This is a genomic window from Amycolatopsis vastitatis (genome assembly GCF_002234595.1).
In the GTDB taxonomy this organism is placed as follows: Bacteria; Actinomycetota; Actinomycetes; order Mycobacteriales; family Pseudonocardiaceae; genus Amycolatopsis; species Amycolatopsis vastitatis.
Genome location: NZ_NMUL01000074.1, coordinates 1 through 21,724, shown reverse-complemented (window position 1 = coordinate 21,724; position 21,724 = coordinate 1). Strand labels below are relative to the sequence as shown.

General features: G+C 66.8%; 11 protein-coding genes. 4 read left to right on the top strand and 7 right to left on the bottom strand.

The window, feature by feature from the left end; genetic code table 11:
- On the top strand, positions 1 to 1,178 hold a 1,178-nt coding region (locus tag CF165_RS46000), incomplete at its 5' end, for a pentapeptide repeat-containing protein (RefSeq protein WP_205661184.1).
- Between the two features lie 688 nt (positions 1,179 to 1,866).
- On the opposite strand, the gene CF165_RS45995 is transcribed toward CF165_RS46000, so the two are convergent.
- The 3 genes from CF165_RS45995 to CF165_RS45985 form a co-directional block, all read right to left on the bottom strand.
- Positions 1,867 to 4,839 carry a tetratricopeptide repeat protein gene (locus tag CF165_RS45995; RefSeq protein WP_093953929.1) on the bottom strand — a complete coding sequence of 991 codons (2,973 nt, stop codon included), beginning with the start codon at positions 4,837 to 4,839 and terminating at the stop codon, positions 1,867 to 1,869.
- An 808-nt stretch (positions 4,840 to 5,647) separates the two neighbouring features.
- A complete protein-coding gene (locus CF165_RS45990; protein WP_093953928.1) occupies positions 5,648 to 6,244 on the bottom strand; it encodes a hypothetical protein in 597 nt (198 codons plus the stop codon).
- A 565-nt stretch (positions 6,245 to 6,809) separates the two neighbouring features.
- Entirely contained in the window at positions 6,810 to 7,109 is a 300-nt protein-coding gene (locus CF165_RS45985; RefSeq protein WP_093953927.1) for a hypothetical protein, read from the bottom strand.
- A gap of 1,294 nt (positions 7,110 to 8,403) precedes the next feature.
- Between CF165_RS45985 and CF165_RS50820 the strand changes: the two genes are divergently transcribed.
- The 3 genes from CF165_RS50820 to CF165_RS45970 all read left to right on the top strand — a co-directional run bounded on the left by CF165_RS50820 (position 8,404) and on the right by CF165_RS45970 (position 12,394).
- Entirely contained in the window at positions 8,404 to 8,826 is a 423-nt protein-coding gene (locus CF165_RS50820; RefSeq protein ID WP_143268850.1) for a hypothetical protein, read from the top strand.
- Positions 8,760 to 10,484, top strand: a complete 1,725-nt coding sequence (locus CF165_RS45975) for an esterase/lipase family protein (protein WP_338023711.1) — start codon at positions 8,760 to 8,762, stop codon at positions 10,482 to 10,484. The genes CF165_RS50820 and CF165_RS45975 overlap by 67 nt, the downstream gene beginning before the upstream one ends.
- A 584-nt stretch (positions 10,485 to 11,068) precedes the next feature.
- Positions 11,069 to 12,394, top strand: a complete 1,326-nt coding sequence (locus CF165_RS45970; protein WP_158226932.1) for a M14 family zinc carboxypeptidase — start codon at positions 11,069 to 11,071, stop codon at positions 12,392 to 12,394.
- A gap of 61 nt (positions 12,395 to 12,455) precedes the next feature.
- Here CF165_RS45970 and CF165_RS45965 read toward each other — a convergent pair whose 3' ends face one another.
- From CF165_RS45965 to CF165_RS45950, 4 genes are all read right to left on the bottom strand, one after another.
- Positions 12,456 to 14,021 carry an MFS transporter gene (locus tag CF165_RS45965; protein WP_158226931.1) on the bottom strand — a complete coding sequence of 522 codons (1,566 nt, stop codon included), beginning with the start codon at positions 14,019 to 14,021 and terminating at the stop codon, positions 12,456 to 12,458.
- Positions 14,022 to 14,281: 260 nt separating this feature from the next.
- On the bottom strand, positions 14,282 to 15,508 hold the full coding sequence (locus CF165_RS45960) for a cytochrome P450 (RefSeq protein ID WP_093953922.1): 1,227 nt from the start codon (positions 15,506 to 15,508) through the stop codon (positions 14,282 to 14,284).
- The gene (locus tag CF165_RS45955) at positions 15,505 to 15,732 is read right to left on the bottom strand and encodes an MbtH family protein (protein WP_093953921.1); all 228 of its coding nucleotides are present in this window, start codon (positions 15,730 to 15,732) and stop codon (positions 15,505 to 15,507) included. The genes CF165_RS45960 and CF165_RS45955 overlap by 4 nt, the downstream gene beginning before the upstream one ends.
- Positions 15,713 to 21,724, bottom strand: a 6,012-nt coding sequence (locus tag CF165_RS45950; protein WP_143268848.1) for a non-ribosomal peptide synthetase, incomplete at its 5' end; no start/stop codon positions are given. The genes CF165_RS45955 and CF165_RS45950, both read right to left, overlap by 20 nt.

The window sequence follows — 21,724 nt, the reverse complement described above, 5'->3', positions numbered from 1 at the left end:
CGTACTTACGTGCACCATATTCGCCGCCCACTCTAGCGAAAAAGATTCACGAAACTAGTTTCGACGGACGGCTTCGATTGGATGTGTGGAGGAGGTCCAGGAGCCCATGGTTCGAATCAGATTCCAATTCATCGACGAACAGCGACGAGATGACTGCTGCCCGACACTTAGAAATGGATGTCCGTCGCACCGCTCAGCAAATCCTTCGAAGACATCTACACTCTCCCAAAGACGAGCCGGATACACCGTTGAACTTCTGGCGAATCGAAGGCATCGACCTCCGGAATGCCGTGCTTGTCGAGTCTGATTTTAGTGATTGCGAGATGCCGCGGGCAGACTTTACGAGCACCGTTTTTCACGGTGATGCAAACTTTTCAGGTGCCCTTTTTCTTGATTCTGCAGAATTTGATGGAGCCAAGTTTTACGGTAATGCCATGTTTGACGGTGCAAGCTTCGGGGGGCGTGTCAAATTTAACTACACTGCATTCTCTGCTGATGCAGCATTTCGAGACGTATTCTTTGCCGGCGAGGCGTGCTTCGATGCAGTAACCATTCCACGTCGCGCAGAGTTCGCTCGGGCACAGTTTCAAAAAGATGCCACCTTTAGCGACGCCACCTTTGCTGGGTTAGCCGACTTCGAGGGGGCCACATTCAATGGAGAAGCCAGCTTTTACTGGGCCGCATTTCCTCAGGGTGCAAATTTCCAAAGAGCGACATTTTCCGAACCCGCGTCGTTCACCTGGGCAACGTTTGAGCGCGACGCTAAATTCTATGACGCAACTTTCTCCGGAAGTGCCGGGTTCGATTGGGCTACGTTCAAGGGTACCGCTTGGTTTGGGGGCGTGGAATTCTGTGATGACGCAAGATTCAATGGCGTAACGATCACGCTCGCCGCCAGATTCGATGGCATCACGGCACGCAAAGGTATTGCGTTTACCGGGGCAACATTCAATGGCGACGCTTGGTTTAATGGCGCAATCTTTGGCGATCGCCTAAGTCTCAATGGAGTTACCTTTTGCGCAGCAGTCGGCATGGCGAACGCTAAACTACTTGCAGGCGGTAAACTAGAAGGATTGGGCGATCAAGCATATCATGAAGCCCTGCTAACGAATCTGGAGTATTCCAGGGGGTTTCCTTCTATTCACGACTCGATGCGTAGAATCAATGAAGAGAGCTGATGCCAGCCGCTGACTCCCCGTGTCCGAGGAGCCGGAGACGACGGTGGCCGCCACGGGCGAAACGCTCACCGAACCTTCCCCGCAGCTACGTGGATTCCTGCTGCAAGAAGCCCACACGCCAGCCGAGAAACTGGCGCGTTGATCCGCCGGGTGTGGAGTTCTGCGGCCGGCGCCGTCACACTGGCCGCAGATTCGCCTTGGCGGAGGAGGGATGCGGGATGCCCACTGCCATCGAATACGCGGTCGGGACGCACTGGCACACCCAGAACGGGTCCGCAGGCGGGCCACCGTCCCAGAACCTGGTGCCGACCCACGCCGGCGTGCCGGTTCTGCGGATGTTCCTGATCGGCCCTGGCTCCGGGCATCGCCGGAGGACTGTTGAAGCTGCACCAAGCGGGACTCCTGTGACTACCTCAGTTTCGCGCTCACGCGTACGCCTACCGGGATCCGAGAGCACGGCAGGCGGACATGGGAGCCGACATCCCGGGCACCCGAGCTCAAGCCGAATTCGAATTCTCAATCCGCGGCGGGCGCCGCGCTCCGTCAGCTTCGCTACGCGTGGCGGAGTCGCCTATAGCAGGGCCGACACCGAGTAACGCTGATCCACGATGGCCTGACAGACTACTGAATCGCCTGCCTTGCGGTAGTCAGCGCGCCGACGCAAGCCGGACGGGCCACACCGAAGTCCTTATCGAGGAGCGTAGTCGCTCTTCATGTCCGCAACGCCGACGTCGAGTCCGCCTGCCACATCCTCTAGAGTCCACGGAAGATTCGGCTCGCCCTTCACTGTCACACCGTAGCGGCGCAGGTCTTCAAGCACGGTGAAGTCGCCGTTGACTGTCAGGATGCGCTCTATCTTCTCCAGCACGTCCTCCCGTCCGTGACAGTACGCGACAAGGTAGTGCCGCAGTGCAGCGTCGTACCGCTTCTTCCGTGCTTGCCGATCAGCCAAAATCACCCGAGCAGAGACATCTCCTGCCGCAACAGCGCGCTCAAGCAGACGCGTGGCATCCTTCGAGCGCTCAGCCCGGAACAGCGCCGTCACTACCTGCCCCACGAGCGCAGTCTCACCCAGATCAATCTCCATCTCGATCACGGCAAGCGCCTCGTCGAACTCCTTCTCGCGAATCAATGCGACAAGCAACCGTGGGTCTGTTTTGCGCAACAGGCCCGTCGAACGCACTTCCTTCAACAAAGCCAGCGCCTCATGGGTGCGATCAAACTCCAGCAGCAGCTCCGCCGCACGCAGGCGCGCGGCGGGGTAGCCGTTACATGCTGCCTGCTCAAACCAGTAGACAGCGCCGCCCGACTCGCCGACGGGTGGCTGCCCAATGCATTTGGAGGTATTGATTCGCTGCTGCCACGACGCGTTCGATGCTGCGTTCTTCTTAGCGATCAACGCAAGACCTTCACCGATCCACTGCATCGCCGTTCCCCGATCGACGCACTGGCGCGTTGCATAGGCATCGACAACAACTCCAGCGGCGTCACCCTCCAGAAACTCCGCGAGGGGCACCAGGACATCAGCGCTGGCAACGTCGACAGCCCCGATGTACCACCTGAGAGCCTCGTGCACCATTTCTTGGTGGCACAGTGCGACGGCGATTCGTGCCGCTGCCGCTGGTGTCGCTGCGGCTCGCGCGCGACGGTAGCAGGAGGCGGCATCGGCGATCTCCCCCAAGTACGCGGCCTGCTCTGCGGCCAGCACCCACGACTCGTCGTGCCCTCTGGTTGCGGCTCCGGCGAAGCAGTCCATGGCTCGGCGTCGCAGACCACGCTCAACGTGGACGTGGCCGACCTCAGCCAGAGCCACCGGCGCACCGCAGCGTGCGGCGACCTGCGCGTGCACCAATGCCGTATCGACCAACCCGGCCTGCGCGTAGATCTTCGCTGCGTGGGTCGTTGCCCCGGTAACGCCCGCATCTACTGCCTTGTCACACCAGGTCAACGCCTTCTCGATCTCTCCGAGATTGGCGAGCACAACAGAGCCGACTAGGTAGGAGTCGGCATCGCCGGCATCGGCGTGCTCTTTGAGCCATCGGACTGCTTCCGCAGCATTGACGTACTCGGTGAGAAGGTCGGCGATTCCAGACAAGGTGTTGAGTCCCGTGGCCTTGCGCAACACCGCAAGGTAGTTCACTGCCTTCTCGTAACCGCCATCCTCGGCGATCATCTCGGCCGCGACGACGGCCGCGTTGGCGTCCCCCATCTTGGCAAGCCGTCGATAGACCTCGACCGCCTGTTGGTGCTGGTCAGCTTCCACGTAAGCGATCGCCATAAGCTTCAAAGATTCACTGTTGCCTGGAGCTTTGGACTGACTCAGCCATTCGATCGCCGCTTCGGGGCGTCCTGCCTCCAACAGTATTTTTCCGCCGGCAAGCACGGCGGCGTCGCTGTGGTGGCGAGCTGCAGCGCGGTATAGTTCGAGTGCTTCGTCTGTGCGGCCCGCCTGGTGCATCATGCTTGCAAGCTCTCGGCGCGCGGTCGCACCGTCGCCATCACGCACCCGCAGAAAAAATTCCGCCGCCTCCCGGAACAGACCACGCCTTCGGCATTCACAGCCCAGATCGATCAGACTCTCCGAATGGGCGTAGGTGTACAGCAACGGCCAGAGATGCTGCGCGGGGAGGCGCGGATGTCCGGCCTCGGTCACGTACTGACACTCGAGGTAGTCGTTAAGGCGCAACAGCCGCTCTCTCCTGCTGCCGCCAGGGTCGACGGGTGTGCGCACCAGCAGCATTCCGGTCTCCCCGGCGTCGCACGCTGTGAGCTCATCGAGCGCCGCTTCGAACCAGTTTTCGCTCAGCCGGGCAAGCTCCCATTCGGGCAGGTAACCATTGGCGCCGTTCTCCAGCAACGCCTCGCGCATCCATTGACCGTGACCGATGCCTCGGGCGTCGATGATACATTGCATGATCGCTCGAGCCGTCGGGCTAGCCATGGAAAATCGGGCCTGAAAGTCGGGCGCTTCAACCAAGTACTGGGTCAGGTAGCCGTCGGCACTACGCTGGGCGGCTTCCACGATGCGCGGATCCTCCGACGCGCTAGCCGCCGAAATTTCGACCTCGGTGAAATGCTCGGGCACCGTGATCACGCTTCCGGCCAGTAGCTGAGGTATATGAATGTAGGAGCCCGGCTGGCCAGCCGCAGGAGCCGTGTTCAGCGCGTGCAGGTCCTTCGGACGCAGCGTCATGAGGATCATTATCGGCTTACGCTGTCCGTCGTAGACAAGGTCGCGCAACGTTCGAGCCACTCGCTCACCGAGCTCACTCCCGTGATCAAACAGGTAGCGTCCAGCGTTTGGCAACCACAGCACAGCTTTGGGCGGCAGCTCGCCTACCTGCTCAAGCAAGGACTGAGGATCACTGGGGCTGGTTCCGGGCCAGATCCACCATCCTTCGAGCAGCGGCGAGAGCATTCCTGGTCGACTGGAACGGATGGCCTCCCACAGAGCCCGTTTCTTCCCCGACTTCGGGCCGCCGACCAGGGTCAGGACACCGCTCTCACCCTCGGCGATCCGCAGTACTCGCTTCCGGATGGCGTCGTCATGACGACGCGGGAAGTAGGCGGTCAGCTCGGTCAATGTGGTCGAGTTCGCTCGCCCCATCCCGACGATCGAGCGGATTTCGAGCTGGGACGGCGTGCAGTCTGCCAGCAGCATTCCGGCCGGTGCACGAGTCGATGGCAGCACCGGTCCCCAACGGTGAGTTCGTTTCACTTTCCGCCCTCATGATCCAGTGCCAGCGATGGTGCGTGGGCGATCGACGCGACGAGGAGCCACTGGTCTACCGGAACCACCCTGCGAGGCTGCCGCAGACCGCACGGGTCAGTCCAGATAGCCTGCATTTGTTGCGCTGAGCGGTCGTTTTAGACGACGGGAAGTCTCCGCACAGTTGCCTCTACCCCATATTGAACTATCACCCGATCGAGCACTGATGGACAGTGCGACACATTTGCATACTGCGTGTAATTACGAAACCCACGATCGAGTGAGTGATCCAGGAAGGTTGCTCGGGGCGAACACGCCGAGCGATTGCACTCAGTACATCTCCAAGATCACCGCGAGAAAGTTCGGTCGTACCGTTCATGGACGGTCCGTTCGACTAGCCAAAACCTGCAATTCCCCGCGTTCACCTTCCTGACAGGCAGCCACTACCGCTATGCCTGCTCACCCCGCAGACGCAAAGGTGCCGAGTGAGCGCTCGCTCAAGCCAGCGGTCCGGCCATTGAGCCGGATCGGTTCGCGGTAGGGATGCGGACCTGGATCTTCGTGCGATCAGCCAACAGGCGTTTCACCGACGGTCGCCGCATCCATCCGTGGTGAACCGCTCGGCCCCTGCGTGCGCTCCTGCGCGACGAAGACCAGAGTGGCCCCTCCGTTGCGCCGGCGCGCTGAACCGCTCCCCTGTTCACCCGGCCGAGGCTTCGCCAGGCCAGCGGCCTCGAGGAGATCCGGGCTGCGGGAGTGGTCAGTGCAGCTGGTCCCCGGTGCGCTGCCGTTCACGGGCCAGGGGCTGGTGCCGGCGGGCTTCGTGAAGTGCCCGGGCGGCGGCGGTGAGGTCATTGCGCCCGCCGTGCTGGTAGACCTTCCACAGGAACACGAGGGTGGCCAGCAAGCTCAGGAAGCTGAACAGGCTCGTCGCCCCGACGATCACGGTCGCCGTCACGGTCATCACCGCCTCCCCTCCCACGTCCGCGGCGATGCGCTCCAGCTGATCCGCAGAGGTGATGTTGTACAGCGTGTAGGCCGTGACGTCCGCGTTCACGACCGGCCCGTTGTGCGTATGCATTGCCGTCAACACGAAATCCTCAGAACGCACACCCAGTCTGACCACCGCCGCACGGATCCTCTGGTGAAGCGGGCGCGGGAACCCGAGCAGATCAGCCGTCACCAGCACACACGCAGTACCGGCCACCCACAACACCGTGCACCGAACCGTCAGCGGCGAGCACGTCCCCGCCGCGATCCGCGGCGCATCCAGCCCATAGCCGGCCAGCACGATACCGGGTCGCGGCGTGATGTCCACCTTGCCGGTGGCCACCGCATACCCGATGGCCGGCTCCATGCACTCCGCCTCCCAAGATCACTCAGTTTGATCACGCGGACTCCATGACGATCATGTATGGCGTTATACACATACGTCAATTGGTCCTGCATCCGGCCACACGCCACCGTTCCGACTGCGCAGCTGAGCGTCGAGCCCGGCGGCCTGGCCACATCACAATCAACGGCACCGAGTCCCGCGCGTCTGCGACCTCCGCCGCACCGACCAGCCGAGCTTCACCGTCCCCGAGAAGGCCCGAAGCTGGCCTCGCTGGCCCAGGACGGCGGAGCCGACTCGGAGCCCGTGCCGGCGACCTGGTCACCGGCCAGCACCAGTCCGACAGCCGGCAGCATCGCCTGCTCACCTCGCCACGCGACGAATTGAATACCCTGCGCGTCGAGAGTCGTGCGCACCAGCAGGACGCCCTGAAGGTCTGCGAGTGCGCTGGCCGATCGCGGCGGTGCATGCCGTGAGGTCGGTCAGGCCTACGTTGCGTAGCCGCAGGCGCAGCAACGTGGTCGCCACGGCTACCCGGCTCGTCGATTGGGGTATTCGCGCCAGCAAAGGGCGGGCGGTGGCGCCGACTTCAGCAGGTCGTCAACACGCATACGGGGTCAAGGCCCTCGACGTCGTACTCGTCATCGTTGTCCAGGTCGCAGCCAACCAGGTCGACACGATCGTGCCGCGGGACGGCGTAGATCGCGATCGGTGAGCCGGCCTCGGTGTAGTGCGGGCACACCGCGGCAGTCAGCCGCCCGCACCGCAGCGAGCACACGGCACCGCCGTACATCTCCACCATCGTGTTGACCTGATCGACCGAGGCCAGCACGTAGACGACGTCCGTCCGCAGAGTTCCGCACAGCTGGCACAGGTCCTCGGTGCGCATGCGCCCAGCTCGGTGGCTGTCGAATTTCCACGGATCCCAGCCACCACCTCGCGTGCCCGGTCCGCTGGCGGCCAGCCACGGTTGCGGCGTGACTCGGGGCGCTGCGGCAACGGAGCGCCGGTGTGGTCGAGGTCGGCGGTGCATTGCGTCCGCGGGCGCGGCCACTGCCCCTCGCCTGCGTCGTCATTAGTGACTTCTACGCGGTTCAAAGCCCCACAGCTGCACGTCCGCCGTCACGTCTACTCCCCCCTCAATGCCTACGGCCGCTGCCTGCCGACGCCACGCCCGAGACGCAGGTTAGCCGGGCCAGCATGGGCACGCGCGGCGTGGCCGCACTGATCTTGGCCGGCAACGTCAAGTGTCATGGTTCACCGACCGGCCCCCGCAGCGGATTCTCCGCTGCATGTGCCGACGCACTTTTCCGCCTTTCGTGCGTTGGCGTTCCCGCTTGCGGACAGGCACGATCGGCGCCGCAGTTACCGCCCCCCCTGCCTCCGGCCATACCCCCGGAACCGCTACAACGTTCGTTGCTTCCCTGGCCACCATCCTCGGACTCGTAGCGATCGTGAGTCCTTACGCCGCGACCGCTGGAGCGTTCAGCGCCATCCTTGCGGGTATCGCCGGTGCCGTCCGGGCGCGGTCGGGACGTCGGTCGGGACGCGCTCGATCAGCTCGTCCGCGATGGCGTGGTGCCTCTATACCCCCTTCGGCGTGAGGTCGGTCGGGACATTCCGTGAGCTCACGGTCGCCGTCGAAGACGCGTTGCTCGTTTCTATACGCCCTTCGGCGTGAGGTCGGTCGGGACCCTACCTGGTCGGCGAGGGCTCTGACCAGGGCGAATGCGGGACCTGTGCACGGCTGACGTTGCCGATCTTCAACGAAGATCCTTTTGAGTATCCAACTGACGTGTTTGTGCTGATGGGTGCCCCGCACAGGTGACGGCAAGTGGATCTTCAGCAGGGTATCGCCCGTTCGGAGCAAGCAGCGTGGCGATCAGCCGGTTCATTGGGTTCATTCCGTAGGGGCGGTCGGGTTCCAAGTCGGCTTGGCCGATTGTTGTGACGTGGGACCAGCAGCTCGCACACTGCGGGAGGATGTGAACGGCGTCGGTGCCGGGGTCGCGCAGCTGCGCGACCCCGCGGAAGGCAAGGGCCGCGGTTCGGTCACGACAGCTGGCCGCAATGGTACGTACTCACCGATCCAGGTCAAGGACTCTGGTCACGACCGCTAAACAGTCTGGCTTCCGCCGGTGCATCCGCGTAACGCTCGATCGCGGAGCGCCGACCTTGCTCGCGTGAAACGCCCCGTCCTAATCGCCTTCGCCGCCACCTTCGTAGCTGTGGCCGGTGCGGTAGCCCTGTGGATGTGGCAGCCGTGGGCACCCTCACCGGCTGGCGCCGCCGGCACCCAAACCGGAGCGCCCTCGACACAGCCCTTCACGGAGCCCGTCGCCCAGTCATTGGCCGCCGACCTCACCAGTGGAGACCAGAACCGAATTCGGAACGCAGTCACCGTCAGCCCGGACCAGCAGATGGATCCCGCGACGATCACCGAGTTGAACGCCGTGCGGGTGACCTTCGAAGTCGCCACCTTCAAGCCGACCGGCGACACGACCGCGACGGTCAAGGCCGACGTCGCCGGGACGGCGCCGTGGCTGGTAACGCTGGTCCTAACCGACGGGAAGTGGAAGGTATCCACCACGGAGCCGGCGTCGTGATCTGCCGACGCGTATTCGCCGCAGTCGTGGCCGCGACCACAATCGGTCTGCCAGTCGCCGGCCCGAGCCCGGCGGCGGCAGCTCCGCCCAGCGGGTGCGACTTTGCCCGGTCGACCAAGGTCACGGATGGGCAGAAGGCCGGCAGCCGCCCCGTGGTGCTGGTGCACGGTTGGACCGGTGCTCCCATGGAGGACACGGCCAAAGCGCTGCGAAACCAGTTCGGTGACCGGATCAAGACCTTCGTCTACGACTACTCACACTGGTCGTCCTACTGGGCCTCGGATGAGCACATCGCTCCGTGCCTGGCTTACTACCTCGGACAAGTGTCCGCCGAGTACGAAAAGGCAGGCGGTGACAAGAAGGTCATCGTCGTCGCTCACTCGATGGGCGGGATCGTGACGCGCTACGCCCTCGCCGACGGAGCCGCGGCGAAGCCGCCGCTCGCAACCGTCGTGCCCTACATCATCACTTTGGGCACCCCGAGCCTGGGATCTCCGTGGGGTGGAACGATGTTCTCCCAGGGGAAGGAGTATCTGCAGAAGGTGTTCGGAGCCGCGGACCCTCCCGGCGCCAGTGGTGGAGACTGCCTGGCCAGGCACGAAAAAGGACAGGCGCTGCCGAAGAACTGCGGTGACCTGCCACCCTGGTTGCCAAGCGAAGTGCAGCTCACACAGATCGCCGGCGACATCACGGTCGACCGCAGCGTCTTCGGCCTGAAGCTGTATTCGATCCCGCTGTCCAGCGACGGCATCGTCTCGGTGCCGTCTGCACACGGCTATCCGACGTCCGGTCCGTCGGGAACGCCTCCTGGTGACGGATCGAAGACCGCAAGCCGCAGCGACACGTGCAGGGTCGACTTCGCGCACGTGAAGAACGCCATCGTGAAGCTCGGGTTCGGCAGGCCGGATTTGCTGGTGGACTACGTAACTTTGAAGGATCTGCAGGCGGACCGGTTCGGCCCGTCGGTGATGGCCTACCTCGGTGCTTCGACGTTCACCGCGGCCTGTTCACACATCCACCTCCCCGTCGACCAGAGCGCGCTGAACCAGGTGACCGAGACGATCAAAGGCGCGCTCGCCGCGCTCGCCCAACCGCCGGCCACGAAGGTCATTACCGTCACCGGAGTAAGCAAGGCCGGCGATCCGGCCCCGGGGTTCACCGTCGATGCCAGCGACAACCCGGTGGAGATGTGCAGTGCGTCGCCAACCAGTACGAGCAGAAGCATGGTGTCCTGTTCACCGAGCGCGGCGGGAGCCGACGTCTGCTGGATCAAGCCCGACCGCAGAAACCTGCTGTGTGGAACGGATCCCTGGGACAAGAAGCTCCTGTCCGCGACGTCCGATGTACCCATCGAGCAGGTCGCGCCGCTCCCAGGGGATCCGGAGCCGTGGGGCCTTGTCCTCGCCGATGGCGCCCGTTGCCGGCTGCGAAACGGCGGCGCTTGGAGCGGGCGGGCCGATGACTACGTCGGCGCCTACTACTGCGATCGCGGCGAGCCCGAGTACGTCCTGATCCACCAACAGTCGACTGGATCCGCGGTGAACAGGTCGAGCCCCACGTGGACGGTAGAGGTCGGACCGATGAGCGCGGACAATGCAGCGTTTCCACCACCGAAGACGATACGAGTCGCCACCGCTTACTTCCCCGGAGTTCCGTGATCAGTTCGAACGACATCCACCGCCCCGGACTCCGCCACCACCCACGCCACCACCGCGGGCGGCAGCCGCGGGATCGAGAGCGTCGGCGACGGTGTCGAGACAGGCACTCCCGCCGCTCGGACGTCGGCCGCCACGATCGCGAGCTCCGCCGGGCGCCGGGCGATTCTTGCCGGGGGTGCTAGTCGACGAATCGGTGGCGGTTCTTGAGCCATCCGATCGCAGCGAAATCCTGGGCCAGCCACCTGTATGCCAGGCTGGTCGCCGGAGAGGTAACGTGCAGTGGCAGCTCGATCTGCTGAAGGGGATTCTGGCCGAACGTGGTCCGTAGTCGCATATCCGCCGAGGCCGCAGCTGTCGCCGTCCTCGACGAAGTCGAGCTTCCGCGTTTCTTGCAGCGCCTCTTCACCATCGGCTACTGAGGAGGTCTGGCCCCTGCGTGTGGGGCACACTTTGCGGCCCTGGGCCGCCACACCTCCGACGTGCTGCGCCGCTGACAGCAGGCTTACCCCCGAACGTGCGTTGTTAGGCGGGCGCTACTTTCCGCTGGCTACGATCGACGGATGGCGACTGAGGTTCGACCTTCCGTGACCGATGTGCCCGCGGCCGGCCGTTTCCCCGGCCCCGACGAGCTGGACCGTCAGCTCGTGGCGCTGGCCGAGGCGTATCCCGACCAGGTTCACAGACAACGGATCGGGACGTCCCGGCTCGGTGATCCGATCACCATGCTGTCGGTCGGGCAAGGTGAACGGAACGCGTTGGTGTTCGCCGGCCCGCACCCGAACGAGCCCATCGGTTTCCTCACCGTCGCGCATCTGGTGCGCCTGCTCTGCGAGGTGCCCGAGTTGCGGTACGGCTACACGTGGCACTGCATCGGATGTATCGACCCGGACGGCGCGCGGTTGAACGAGGGCTGGTACGCCGGTCCGTTCACGCGGCGGAACTACGCGCGGCACTTCTACCGGCCACCGATGGCCGAACAGCCCGAGTGGACGTTCCCGGCGTTGGATCCCGGAGCCTACTTCGACAGGGTGCTCCCGGAGACCCAGGCCCTGATGCGCGCCATCGACCTCGTCCGGCCGGACATGATGTGTTCGCTGCACAACCGCGAGTTCGGCGGCATGTACTACTACGTCACCGCCGACGGGCCCGGTCTCGCCGACGCGCTGGCCGCCCTGCCCGTCGGCCGAGGCGTACCACTGCACATGGGCGGCCCCGAGATCCCGGGCGCACGGCGGATCCGGCCCGGGGTGTTCCACGTTCCGGCGCACGACGTCGTCCGGGACGTCGTGGACGGCAAGCAAGCCGGGCACGAGGCCCGGTTCGGCACCTCCAGCCTCCATTACGCCCAACAGCACGGCACGTTCTCGCTCGTCGTCGAGGTTCCGATGTGGTCGGACGACCGCAGCTGCAACCAAGACGCCTGCGGTCGGACGACAACGGAGATCATGACGGAGGCGGCCGACGACCTGGCGACCGTGTCCGGGATCATCGGCGAGCACATCGACCACGTCGAGCGGCAGCTGTGGGTGCCCAGGTCTCCCTTCGCAACGTCCTCGGCGGACCTGCGGACCACAACCGACGGGCTGGCGGCCGCGTTGCGCGGTCACGCCGACACGACCCAGGACGTCCAAGCCAGCATCGCGGACCTGTTCGAACTACGCCAGACCGTGCACATGCTGCGGCTCCGCGTCGCAGGAACGGCCCTGCGGCTGTTGGACGGTGAGCTCGCGGTGGGCAATCATTCGCGGCCGGTACGTACCGCCCACCGCGGGCTGCTGGCCGTGTTCGACGAATGGGCGGACACGGCGGACGAGAACGGCGTCGAGACACTGGTCCCGTTGGAGAAAGCGGCCGGGCTCCAGGTCGACGCCATCCTCACCGCCGCCGAGGCCGTCCGCGACAGCCGCTGACCACGGGTGTCCGGTCCGGACGTACGCCATCCAGCCGGACCGGACACCCCTACCCGTCAGTTCAGACGAGTTCCTCCGCGTTGGCCCCGGCCGACCTGGGCAGTCGCAGGTAGATCAGCGCTGCGCTCACCAGCGCGATCGCCGCCGCGACCACCGCGGTGACGTGCAGGCCGGACACGTAGGCGTCATGTGCACTGCGGGTCAGTTCAGCCGCCTGGTCGCCGGGCAGGGCGCTGAACGCCGCACTGGCCGACGCGACCGACTCCTGCGCCTGGTTCGCGATTGGCCCGGGAACGCCTGCCAGGTGCGGTCGGAGCTCCGACGCGTAGGTCGACACGACGATCGAGCCCAGCACCGCGACCCCTATCGCGCCACCGATCTGCCGCAAGGCGCTGCCCGCCGCGCTGGCCACCCCGGCGAGCTTCGGCGGCACCTCGCTGAGGCTGATCGCGATGCCCGGGCCGATCGCCAGGCCGGCGCCGAACCCGATGAGCGCCAGACTGGTCGCGATCACCGCGTAGCCGCTGGTCGCCGTGAGTGTCACCAGGACCAGCATGCCCGCACCGATCAAAGCCAGCCCGGCGGCCACGGCGCCGCGGTTGTCGATCCATTTGACCACCGGGCCTGCGACCGTGCTGGCTCCGGTGAACAGCAGCGCCAGCGGGATGAGCCCCAGGCCCGCCTGCAACGGGGAGTACCCGTGCGCGGCCTGGAGGTACTGGGTGAGCACGAACATCACACCCGTGAAGGTGAAGAAGCTCAAGGAGTTCGCGAGCGACCCCATGGTGTACGTCCGCAGCTTCAGCAACTTCGGGTCGAACACCGGCGCCTCGGCTCGGTTCTGCCGCAGGAAGAACGCCACCAGCAGCACGACGCCCACCACGAAGGCGCCCAGCACGAACACCGACCCCCACCCGAGCCGGGGGCCTTCGATCACGCCGAACAGCAGCGCGGCGACACCGACGGTGGCGAGCACGACACCGGGCACGTCCTGGCCGGCCGCGTCGCCCGCGGGGGGCCCGGTCCTGATCAGCACCTGCGCGGCGATCAACGTGATGACCACCAGGGGCACGTTGATGAGGAACACCGACCCCCACCAGAAGTGCTCCAGCAGCCATCCGCCCAGGACCGGGCCGAGCGGCAGGCCGAGAACGGTCATCGCGCTCCAGATGCCGAACGCCTTCGGCCGTTCGGCCTTGTCGAACGAGAGCGTCACCAGCGCCAGCGAGGCCGGCAGCACACCGGCCCCGCCGACGCCGAGCAGCGCCCGCCAGATGATCAGCTCCGTGGTGCTGGTGGCGTAGGCGCACAGCAGTGAGCTGGCGCCCAGCAGGAGCAGGCTCACCTGGAGCAGCCGCTTGTGCCCGAACCGGTCCCCGAGCCGGCCCCAGATCAACTGGAACGACGCGAACGTCAGGATGTACGCGTCGTTGATCCACGCCAGGTCGCTGGCATCCGCTCGGAGACCGTTCGCGAGCGTGGGCAACGCCACGTTCACCACCGTGCTGTCGACCTCGACGACCGTGACCACGAGGCACAGGACAGCAAGGATCCACCAGCGTTGGGATGACGGTGTCTTCGCGGCCTCGCCCGGTTCGAGCGGAGCCGTGGACGGTTGTTCGGACACTTCTCTTCTCCATATTTCCGTGATGGCGCGGGGTGAATCCCCGGCGCTGACCGACAAACCTGAACTACGCCACCGCCCGGCGTCCTGGTATCGGTGGCACCAGGCGGCGGGCCCGGGCGGCTCTGCACCTGGCCACCGCGGTCGGGTGGCGGGCGGTAGTTGCCGTGCGGACGGAGATCCCGCCGGTGCCACCGGCTCTGATCAGCGTCATTGCTCCTCGCATCGGGTTGTCGGTGGTCAACGCTCGCGGGTACGCACCGTCACCAGGTCACCGGTAGTTCCCACACGCCGTACAGGCCGGCGTCGTGTTTGAACGGGATGTCCTCGGTGGCCACGTCCAGCCGCAGCGTCGGAATGCGCCGGAACAGCGTGCTGTACACGACTTCCAGCTCCAGCGTCACCAGGTGTTTGCCGAGGCACTGGTGGATGCCGTGGCCGAAGGTCAGGTGCGGCCGCTGGTGGCGGTTGATGTCCAGCCCCGCCCCGCCCGGGAAGGCCGCCTCGTCGTGGTTGGCCGCCGCGACCAGCGTCATCACACCCTCGCCGGCACGGATCGTCACGTCGCCCAGCTGGACGTCCTCGACCGCGACCCTGGCCACCCCGATGTCCGAGATGGACAGGTAACGCAGCAGTTCCTCGGTGGCCGGCGCGCCCAGGGACGGGTCGGCGCGCAGCGCCGCGAGCTGGTCGGGATTCTGGAACAGGGCAACCGTGCCCAGCGTGATCATGTTGGCCGTGGTTTCGTAGCCGTCCACCAGCAGCACGACCACAGTGGACACCAGCTCTTCGTGGCTGAGCGCCTTGGTCACCGCGTTGTCCGCCACCAGCTTGCCCAGCAGGCCGTCGGTCGGGCTCTTCTCCTGCCGGCGCAGCGCCTCGTCGACGTAGGAGAACAACGTGTCCAGTGCCTGCTGCACGTCGTCGAGGTTGGTCGTGCGGTTGGTCAGCACCTTGCTGAACCGTTGCAGGAAGCCAGCGTCGTCGTACGGCACCCCCAGCATCTGGCAGATCACCTTCGCCGGCGCCGGCAGCGAGAACGCCTGGACCAGGTCCACCGGCGGACCCTGGCGGAGCATGTCGTCGATCAGCTCATCGACGAACCGCTGGATGTCCGGCCGCATCACGCTGATGCTGCCCGAGGTGAACGGCTTGACGAAGATCCGCCGGAATGCGGTGTGCTCGGGCAGGTCCAGCCGGTTCATCATGCGCACGTCCTGCATCAGGTGCCGGTGCGGCATGAGGATCGGGAATCCCGGCTTGCGGCTGTCCGCGCTGAACCGCTGGTCGGTCAGCACGGTCCGCATGTCGTCGTACCGGGTGACGACCCAGCTCACGCTCCCGTCCGGGAGTCGCACCTTCGACACCGGCTCGCCGTCCCGCAGCCGCGCGTACTGCGGTGGCGGGTCGAGCGGGTTGGTCCGGCGCATCGGGAAACTGGGCAGTTCGGCGCTCGCGGTCTCGATCGTCACGTTGTCGGTGTTCGTCATTTCCCCTGGTTCTCCTGCCTGTTCAGTGCGTCGACGAGACTCCTGGGCCGCAGGTCGGTCCAGTTCTCGGTCACGTAGTCCTGACACTCCCGCCGGCCCGCCGGGCCGAACACGGTTCGCCACCCCCTGGGAACGTCCACGGTGGTCGGCCAAAGTGAATGCTGTCCCTCGTCGTTGACGAGGACGACGAAATGTGCGTTCTCGTCATCGAACGGATTCCCCATGTTTTCTTGCTCCCCAGTCGTTTCTTGGACGTTCCTCGTTCCCGAGTTCGCGCGCCAGCACCGTGCCGATGCCGGCGATCGGTTCCGGACGCATCATGTCGGCGTGGGTGCTGTCCACGTCGTGACAGCTGACGTTCCGCGCGTACGGTGTCCAGGCGTCGACCCCCGGGAGATCCGCGGCGCGTCCGCGGGTCGCCAGGAAGAACACCAGGTCACCGTCGAACCTGCCGGGCGCGTACCGGCGAACGAGGTCGATGTTGTTCATCCACGTGTCGAGCAGGTTGTCGAGGTGCTCGTCGTCGAAGCTCGACAGCAGGGGCATGGTCGCGCGGAACGCGGCCACGACCTCCGCACGGGTGAGTGTCTCCTGCCGGTGCGGTGGTACGGGCTGGCCGAGGTCTTCCAGCAGCAACGCGAGCGCTTTCTTCTCGTCGATCGGGGTCTCGTCGGGCTCGGCCACCGGGAAGGAGTCCAGGATCGCCAGCAGCGCGACCTGCTCACCGCGCCGGAGCAGCTCGGTCGCCATCGCGTGAGCGACGAGGCCACCGAACGACCAGCCGATCAGGTGATACGGCCCCGTCGGCTGTACTGCCCGGATCTGGCCGAGGTAGTCCAGCGCCATCGCCTCGATACTGCTCGCCCGGCGGGTCGGATCGGTGAGGGTACGGGCCTGCAACCCGTACATCGGCCGGTCGGGTTCCAGGTGCCGCAGCAGTCCCGAGTAGACCCAGCTGAACCCGAGCCCGGGGTGCACGCAGAACAGCGGGGCCTGGTTCCCGGACGGTCGCAGCGGGAGCAGCGGTGCCAACGGGTGCCGGTGTTCGTGCCGGTCCAGCTGACCGGCGAGGCCGGTGACGGTGGGTGTCTCGAACAAGTCCCGGATGGACAGTTCGGCACCCAGCGTGGCCTGTACCCGGCTGATCAGCCGTGCCGCCAGCAGGGAGTGCCCGCCCAGCGTGAAGAAGTCCTCGTCGGCCCCGACCGCCGGCAGATCGAGCACCTCGGCGAAGACCCGGGCCAGGATCTCTTCGGTGGGCGTGGTCGCCGCCGAGGTCGTGGCCCGGGGTTGCCGTGGCGCGGGCAGTGCCGTCCTGTCCACCTTTCCGTTGCGGTTCAACGGAAACCGTTCGAGGACCGTGATCGTCGCGGGGACCGCGTACGCGGGCAGGGCCGCCATGGCGTGTCGGCGCAGCTCGTCGGCTGTGACGTCCGCGCCCTCGGTGGCCACGACGTACAGGGCGATCTGCCGGTCGTTCGACCGCGGCTCCCAGACCGTGGCGAACGCCCACGCGACGTCCGGGTGGCTGGTGATCCGGCTCTCGATCTCGCCCAGTTCGATGCGGAAGCCGCGGATCTTGACCTGGCTGTCGGTGCGGCCGATGAACTCCAGCTGGCCGTCAGTGTTCCAGCGGACCAGGTCGCCGGTGCGGTACATGCGGTCGCCGTCGCCGAACGGGTCGGCCACGAACCGTTCCGCCGTGAGCGTGGGCTGGCCGAGGTAGCCGCGTGAGGTACCCGCGCCCGCGACGTACAGCTCGCCGGGCACCCCGGGCGGCGACAGAGACAGGCTGTCATCCAGCACGTGGCAGCGCATGCCGTCCAACGGCTGTCCGATGGGGACCGGGTCGCCGGCCTTGTCCACCAGGTAGCGGGTGGCGAACGTGGTGGTCTCCGTCGGGCCGTACACGTGGAACACACGCACGTCCGGGCACGCCGCCCGGACCCGCCGCATGGCCGGCGCCGGCATCAGCTCACCGCCGGTCAACACCGTGTGCAAGCCCGCGAAGCAGGTGGGATCCTGCTCCGCGAACAGCGAGAACAACGCTGTGGTGACGAACATCGCCGTCACGCGGTGGTCGTCGACGAGCCGGCGCAACCCCGCCACGTCCAATTGACCCGGTGGGGCGACCACCACGCATCCACCGGACAGCAACGCCACCCACATCTCGTACGTGGACGCGTCGAACGCATGCGCCGAGTGCACCAACACCCGGTCGTGGCCGGTCCGCCAGGCGCTGTCGCCGACCAGCGCCATGATGTCCCGGTGGCTGACGGCGACCCCCTTGGGCACACCGGTGGACCCGGACGTGAACATCAGGTACGCCAACTGGTCCGGTACCACCGGCACCTCGGGTGACACACCGCCGACGCTGTCGCCGACCAGGACGACGTCCCGGCCGAAGGCCCGGGCGCGGTGCGCGCTCGCCTGGTCCGCCACGATCACCTTCGCCCCGGAACCGTCCAGGACGCGGGCGAGCCGGTCGTCCGGGTCGGTCGCGTACAACGGCAGGTACGCTCCACCCGCGGTAAGTGTCCCGAGCGCGGCGACGACCACGTCCGCCGAGCGTTCCATCAGGATCGCCACCCGGTCCTCCGGCCGAATCTCCGCCGAGAGCAGGTTGGCCGCCAGGCTGTCCACGCGAGACCGGAGGTCCCGATAGGACAGTCGAGTGGTTCCGTCCACCACGGCCGTGCGATCCGGGTTCGCGGTGGCGGTGGACCGAAACGCCTGCGGAACGGTCTGATCGGTGCTGGCGCTCGAACCGCCGGTGCCGACCAGCGCCAGCCGGTTCCGTTCGTCGCCGGAAAGGATGTCCAGCCGCCCGATCGGCTTGTCGGGATGGCTCACGGCGTCCGCCACGAGCAGCCGGTAACGCTCGGCGATGCGGTGCGCGGAAGCCCGGTCGAACAGGTCCGCGCTGAACTCGACGCTCACGTCGATCCCGGCCGGCTCGCCGCCGGCGGTGTACCGCTCGACCAGCTCGAACGAGAGGTCGAACTTGGCGGTGCCCAGGTCCAGCCGAAGCGGTTCGACCTCGAGCCCCGGCAGGTCGCTCACGCCGTCGAGATTGCTCTGGAACGCCAGCGCCACCTGGAACAACGGGTGGTGGGCGAGGCTGCGGTGCGGGTTGAGCGCCTCCACCAGCCGGTCGAAGGGCAGGTCCTGGTTGGCCAACGCGGTCCGGTCGCTCCTGCGGACGCGGTCGAGCACTTGCCGGAACGTCGGATCACCAGCCAGGTCCGTGCGCAGGACCAGGGTGTTGACGAAGAACCCGACCAGGTCGGCCAGTGCCGCGTCGTCCCGGCCCGCCACGACGGTCCCGATCGGGATGTCCGTCCCCGCGCCGAGCCGGTTCAGCAGCACCGCCACGGTCGCGTGGGCCACCATGAACACGGTGCACCCGGTCTGCTGCGCCAACTGGGCGGCCTTCCCGTGGATCTCGCGGTCCAAGACGACGTGGACGCTCCCGCCCCGGTCGCTGAGCGCCGGCGGACGCGGCCGGTCGGTCGGCAGCGGCAGGACGTCCGGCGCGTCGGCGAGGGCGGTCCGCCAGTAGTCGAGCTGCCGCGAGACCCTGGCGGGGTCTTCGGCCAGTTGGACCACGACGTAGTCGGCGTATTGCATCGGCAGTTCCGGCCACGCAGGCGCGCCACCGCTCCTGCGGGCCGCGTAAGCGGTGGACAGGTCACGCAGGAGCGGGCGCATCGACCAGCCGTCACCTGCGACGTGGTGCAGCACGAGCAGCAACACGTGTTCGTCCTGCTTCGCCGTGAACAGCCAGGCGCGCAGCGGCAACTCGGCGGACAGGTCGAATCCACCACGAGCCGCCTCGACGACGACATCCATCAGGTCCGCGTCGGTCACCCGGACCACGGGGACCACCAGTTCCGCGGTGGTCCGGATTTCCTGGCGGGGTGTGCCTTCCACGTGCGGATACAGGGTGCGCAGGACTTCGTGCCGGTCGACCACGTCGTTGAAGGCCGCCCGCAGCGCGGGCTCGTCGAGCGGTCCGGTGAGGCGGAGCGCGACCGGGATGTTGTACGCGGGGCTGGCCGATTCGAGCCGGTTGAGGAACCACAACCGTTGCTGCGCGTACGACAGGGGTACCACCGCCGGCCGCTCCCGCACGGCCGGTTGCCGGGTTTTCGGCGTGGAGTCCAGCCGTTCGGCGAGCGACGCGACGGTCGGCGCCTCGAACAGGGTGCCCACCGAGACCTGGACACCGAGTTCGGTCCGGACACGGCCGGCCAGCCGGACGGCGAGCAGTGAATGTCCCCCCAGGTGGAAGAAGTTGTCGTCGATACCGACCTCGGCGGTCCCGAGGACGTCGGCGAACAGGCGGCAGAGCGTCTGTTCGCGAGGCGACCGGGCGGTCCGCCCGTTCCCGCCGGTGAGTTCGGGTGCGGGCAGCGCACGAAGGTCGGTCTTCCCGTTCGGCGTCAACGGCAGCGCGTCCAGCGGCACGATCGCCGACGGCACCATGTACTCCGGCAACGCCTCCGCGAGGTGCGACCGCAATCGGCCGGCGTCGGCCGTACCGACGACGTACGCGACCAGCCGGCGGTCACCCGGCCGGTCCTCCCGGACCAGCACCGTCGCCTGCGTGACGTCGGGGTGGGTGGTGAGCCGGTGCTGGATCTCGCCGAGTTCGATCCGGAATCCGCGGATCTTGACCTGGCTGTCCGCGCGACCGACGAACTCGATCTGGCCGTGGGTGTTCCAGCGGACCAGGTCGCCGGTGCGGTACATGCGGTTGCCGGCACCGAACGGGTTGGCGACGAACCGTTCCGCGGTCAGCGCGGTCCGCCCGAGGTACCCGCGCGCCACCCCGGCGCCGGACAGGTACAGCTCGCCGACCACGTCGGGCGGCACGAGCCCGAGGCTCTCGTCCAGGACGTGGCAGCGCGTGCCGTCCAGCGGCTGCCCGATCGGGACGGGGTCGCCCACCTCGTCCACCCGGTATCGGGTGGCGAAGGTGGTGGTCTCCGTGGGGCCGTACACGTGCAGCACCCGTACGTCCGCACACCGAGCACGGACCCGGCGCATGGCCTCCAACGGCATCAGCTCACCACCGGTCAGCACGGTGTGCAGATCGGTGAAGCACCCGGGGTCCTGCTCGACGAGCAACGAGAACAGCGCGGTGGTCAGGAACGCCGCCGTGACCCGGTGAGCGTCGACCAGCGAGCGCAGTGTCGCCGCGTCCAGCGGGCCGGGTGGGGCCAGCACGACGCTTCCACCGGTCAGCAGCGGAACCCACACCTCGTAGGTCGACGCGTCGAACGCGTGCGTGGAGTGCGCGAGGACCCGCTCGTGGCCGTCCCGCCACGTGCTCTCCGTGACCAGGTCCAGCACGTCCCGGTGGGTCACCGCGACGCCCTTGGGCACGCCGGTCGACCCGGAGGTGAACATCACGTACGCCAGCTGCGCGGGCACGGCCGGAACCGGGGTGACCGGGCCGCCGGAACCGTCCACAGTGATCACCGGGCGGCCGAGTTCGCGGGCACGGGAGGCATTGGCGTCGTCGGTCAGGACCAGCCGGGCGTCGACCTCGTCGAGCGCCGCCCGCATTCTCGCGACCGGGAAGCTCGGGTGCAGCGGGACGTAGGCCCCGCCGGCGGCCAGCACTCCGAGCATGCCAGCGACGAGCGCGGGCGAGCGGTCCATCAGGACCGCCACCCGGTCCTCGATCCGCGACCCGGTGGCCAGGATCCGCGCCGCGACCCGGCCGGCGCGATCGTTGATGTCCTGATAGGACAGACGCTCGCCGCCCGAGATCACCGCGACCCGGTCCGGGTCGAGCCGTACTCGGGCCTGGAACACCGCCGGTATCGACGATCCGGCCGGCAGTCCGCGCGCCGGCCGGCCGGCGCCGTTCCACTCCTCGCCGAGCCGGTGGCGTTCCTCATCGGTGAGGATGTCGAGCAGGTGGACGGGCGCGTCCGGGTTCACGGTGACCGTGCGCAGGAGACGTTCGAGGCGGCGGGCCAGCCGCTCCGCCGTCGCCGGGGCGAACAGGCCACTGCGGTACTCCAGGTATCCGGCGAGCCGATCGGTGTCGTCGGCGATGTGCACGGTCAGGTCGAACTTGGCGGTGTCGACCGTGAACGGCCGCACCTCCACGCGCAACCCCGGGAGTACCGGGGCCGGCACAGCGGTGTTCTGGAACGCCAGCGCCACTTGGAACAACGGCTGCCGGGTGCGGCCGCGGTG

Excerpts from the sequence above, each read along its gene's own strand:
- CF165_RS45995 (WP_093953929.1), bottom strand. The coding sequence starts at position 4,839 with ATGCTGCTGGCAGACTGCACGCCGTCCCAGCTCGAAATCCGCTCGATC.
- CF165_RS45990 (WP_093953928.1), bottom strand. The coding sequence starts at position 6,244 with ATGGAGCCGGCCATCGGGTATGCGGTGGCCACCGGCAAGGTGGACATC.
- CF165_RS45985 (WP_093953927.1), bottom strand. The coding sequence starts at position 7,109 with ATGCGCACCGAGGACCTGTGCCAGCTGTGCGGAACTCTGCGGACGGAC.
- CF165_RS45960 (WP_093953922.1), bottom strand. The coding sequence starts at position 15,508 with ATGACGAACACCGACAACGTGACGATCGAGACCGCGAGCGCCGAACTG.
- CF165_RS45955 (WP_093953921.1), bottom strand. The coding sequence starts at position 15,732 with ATGGGGAATCCGTTCGATGACGAGAACGCACATTTCGTCGTCCTCGTC.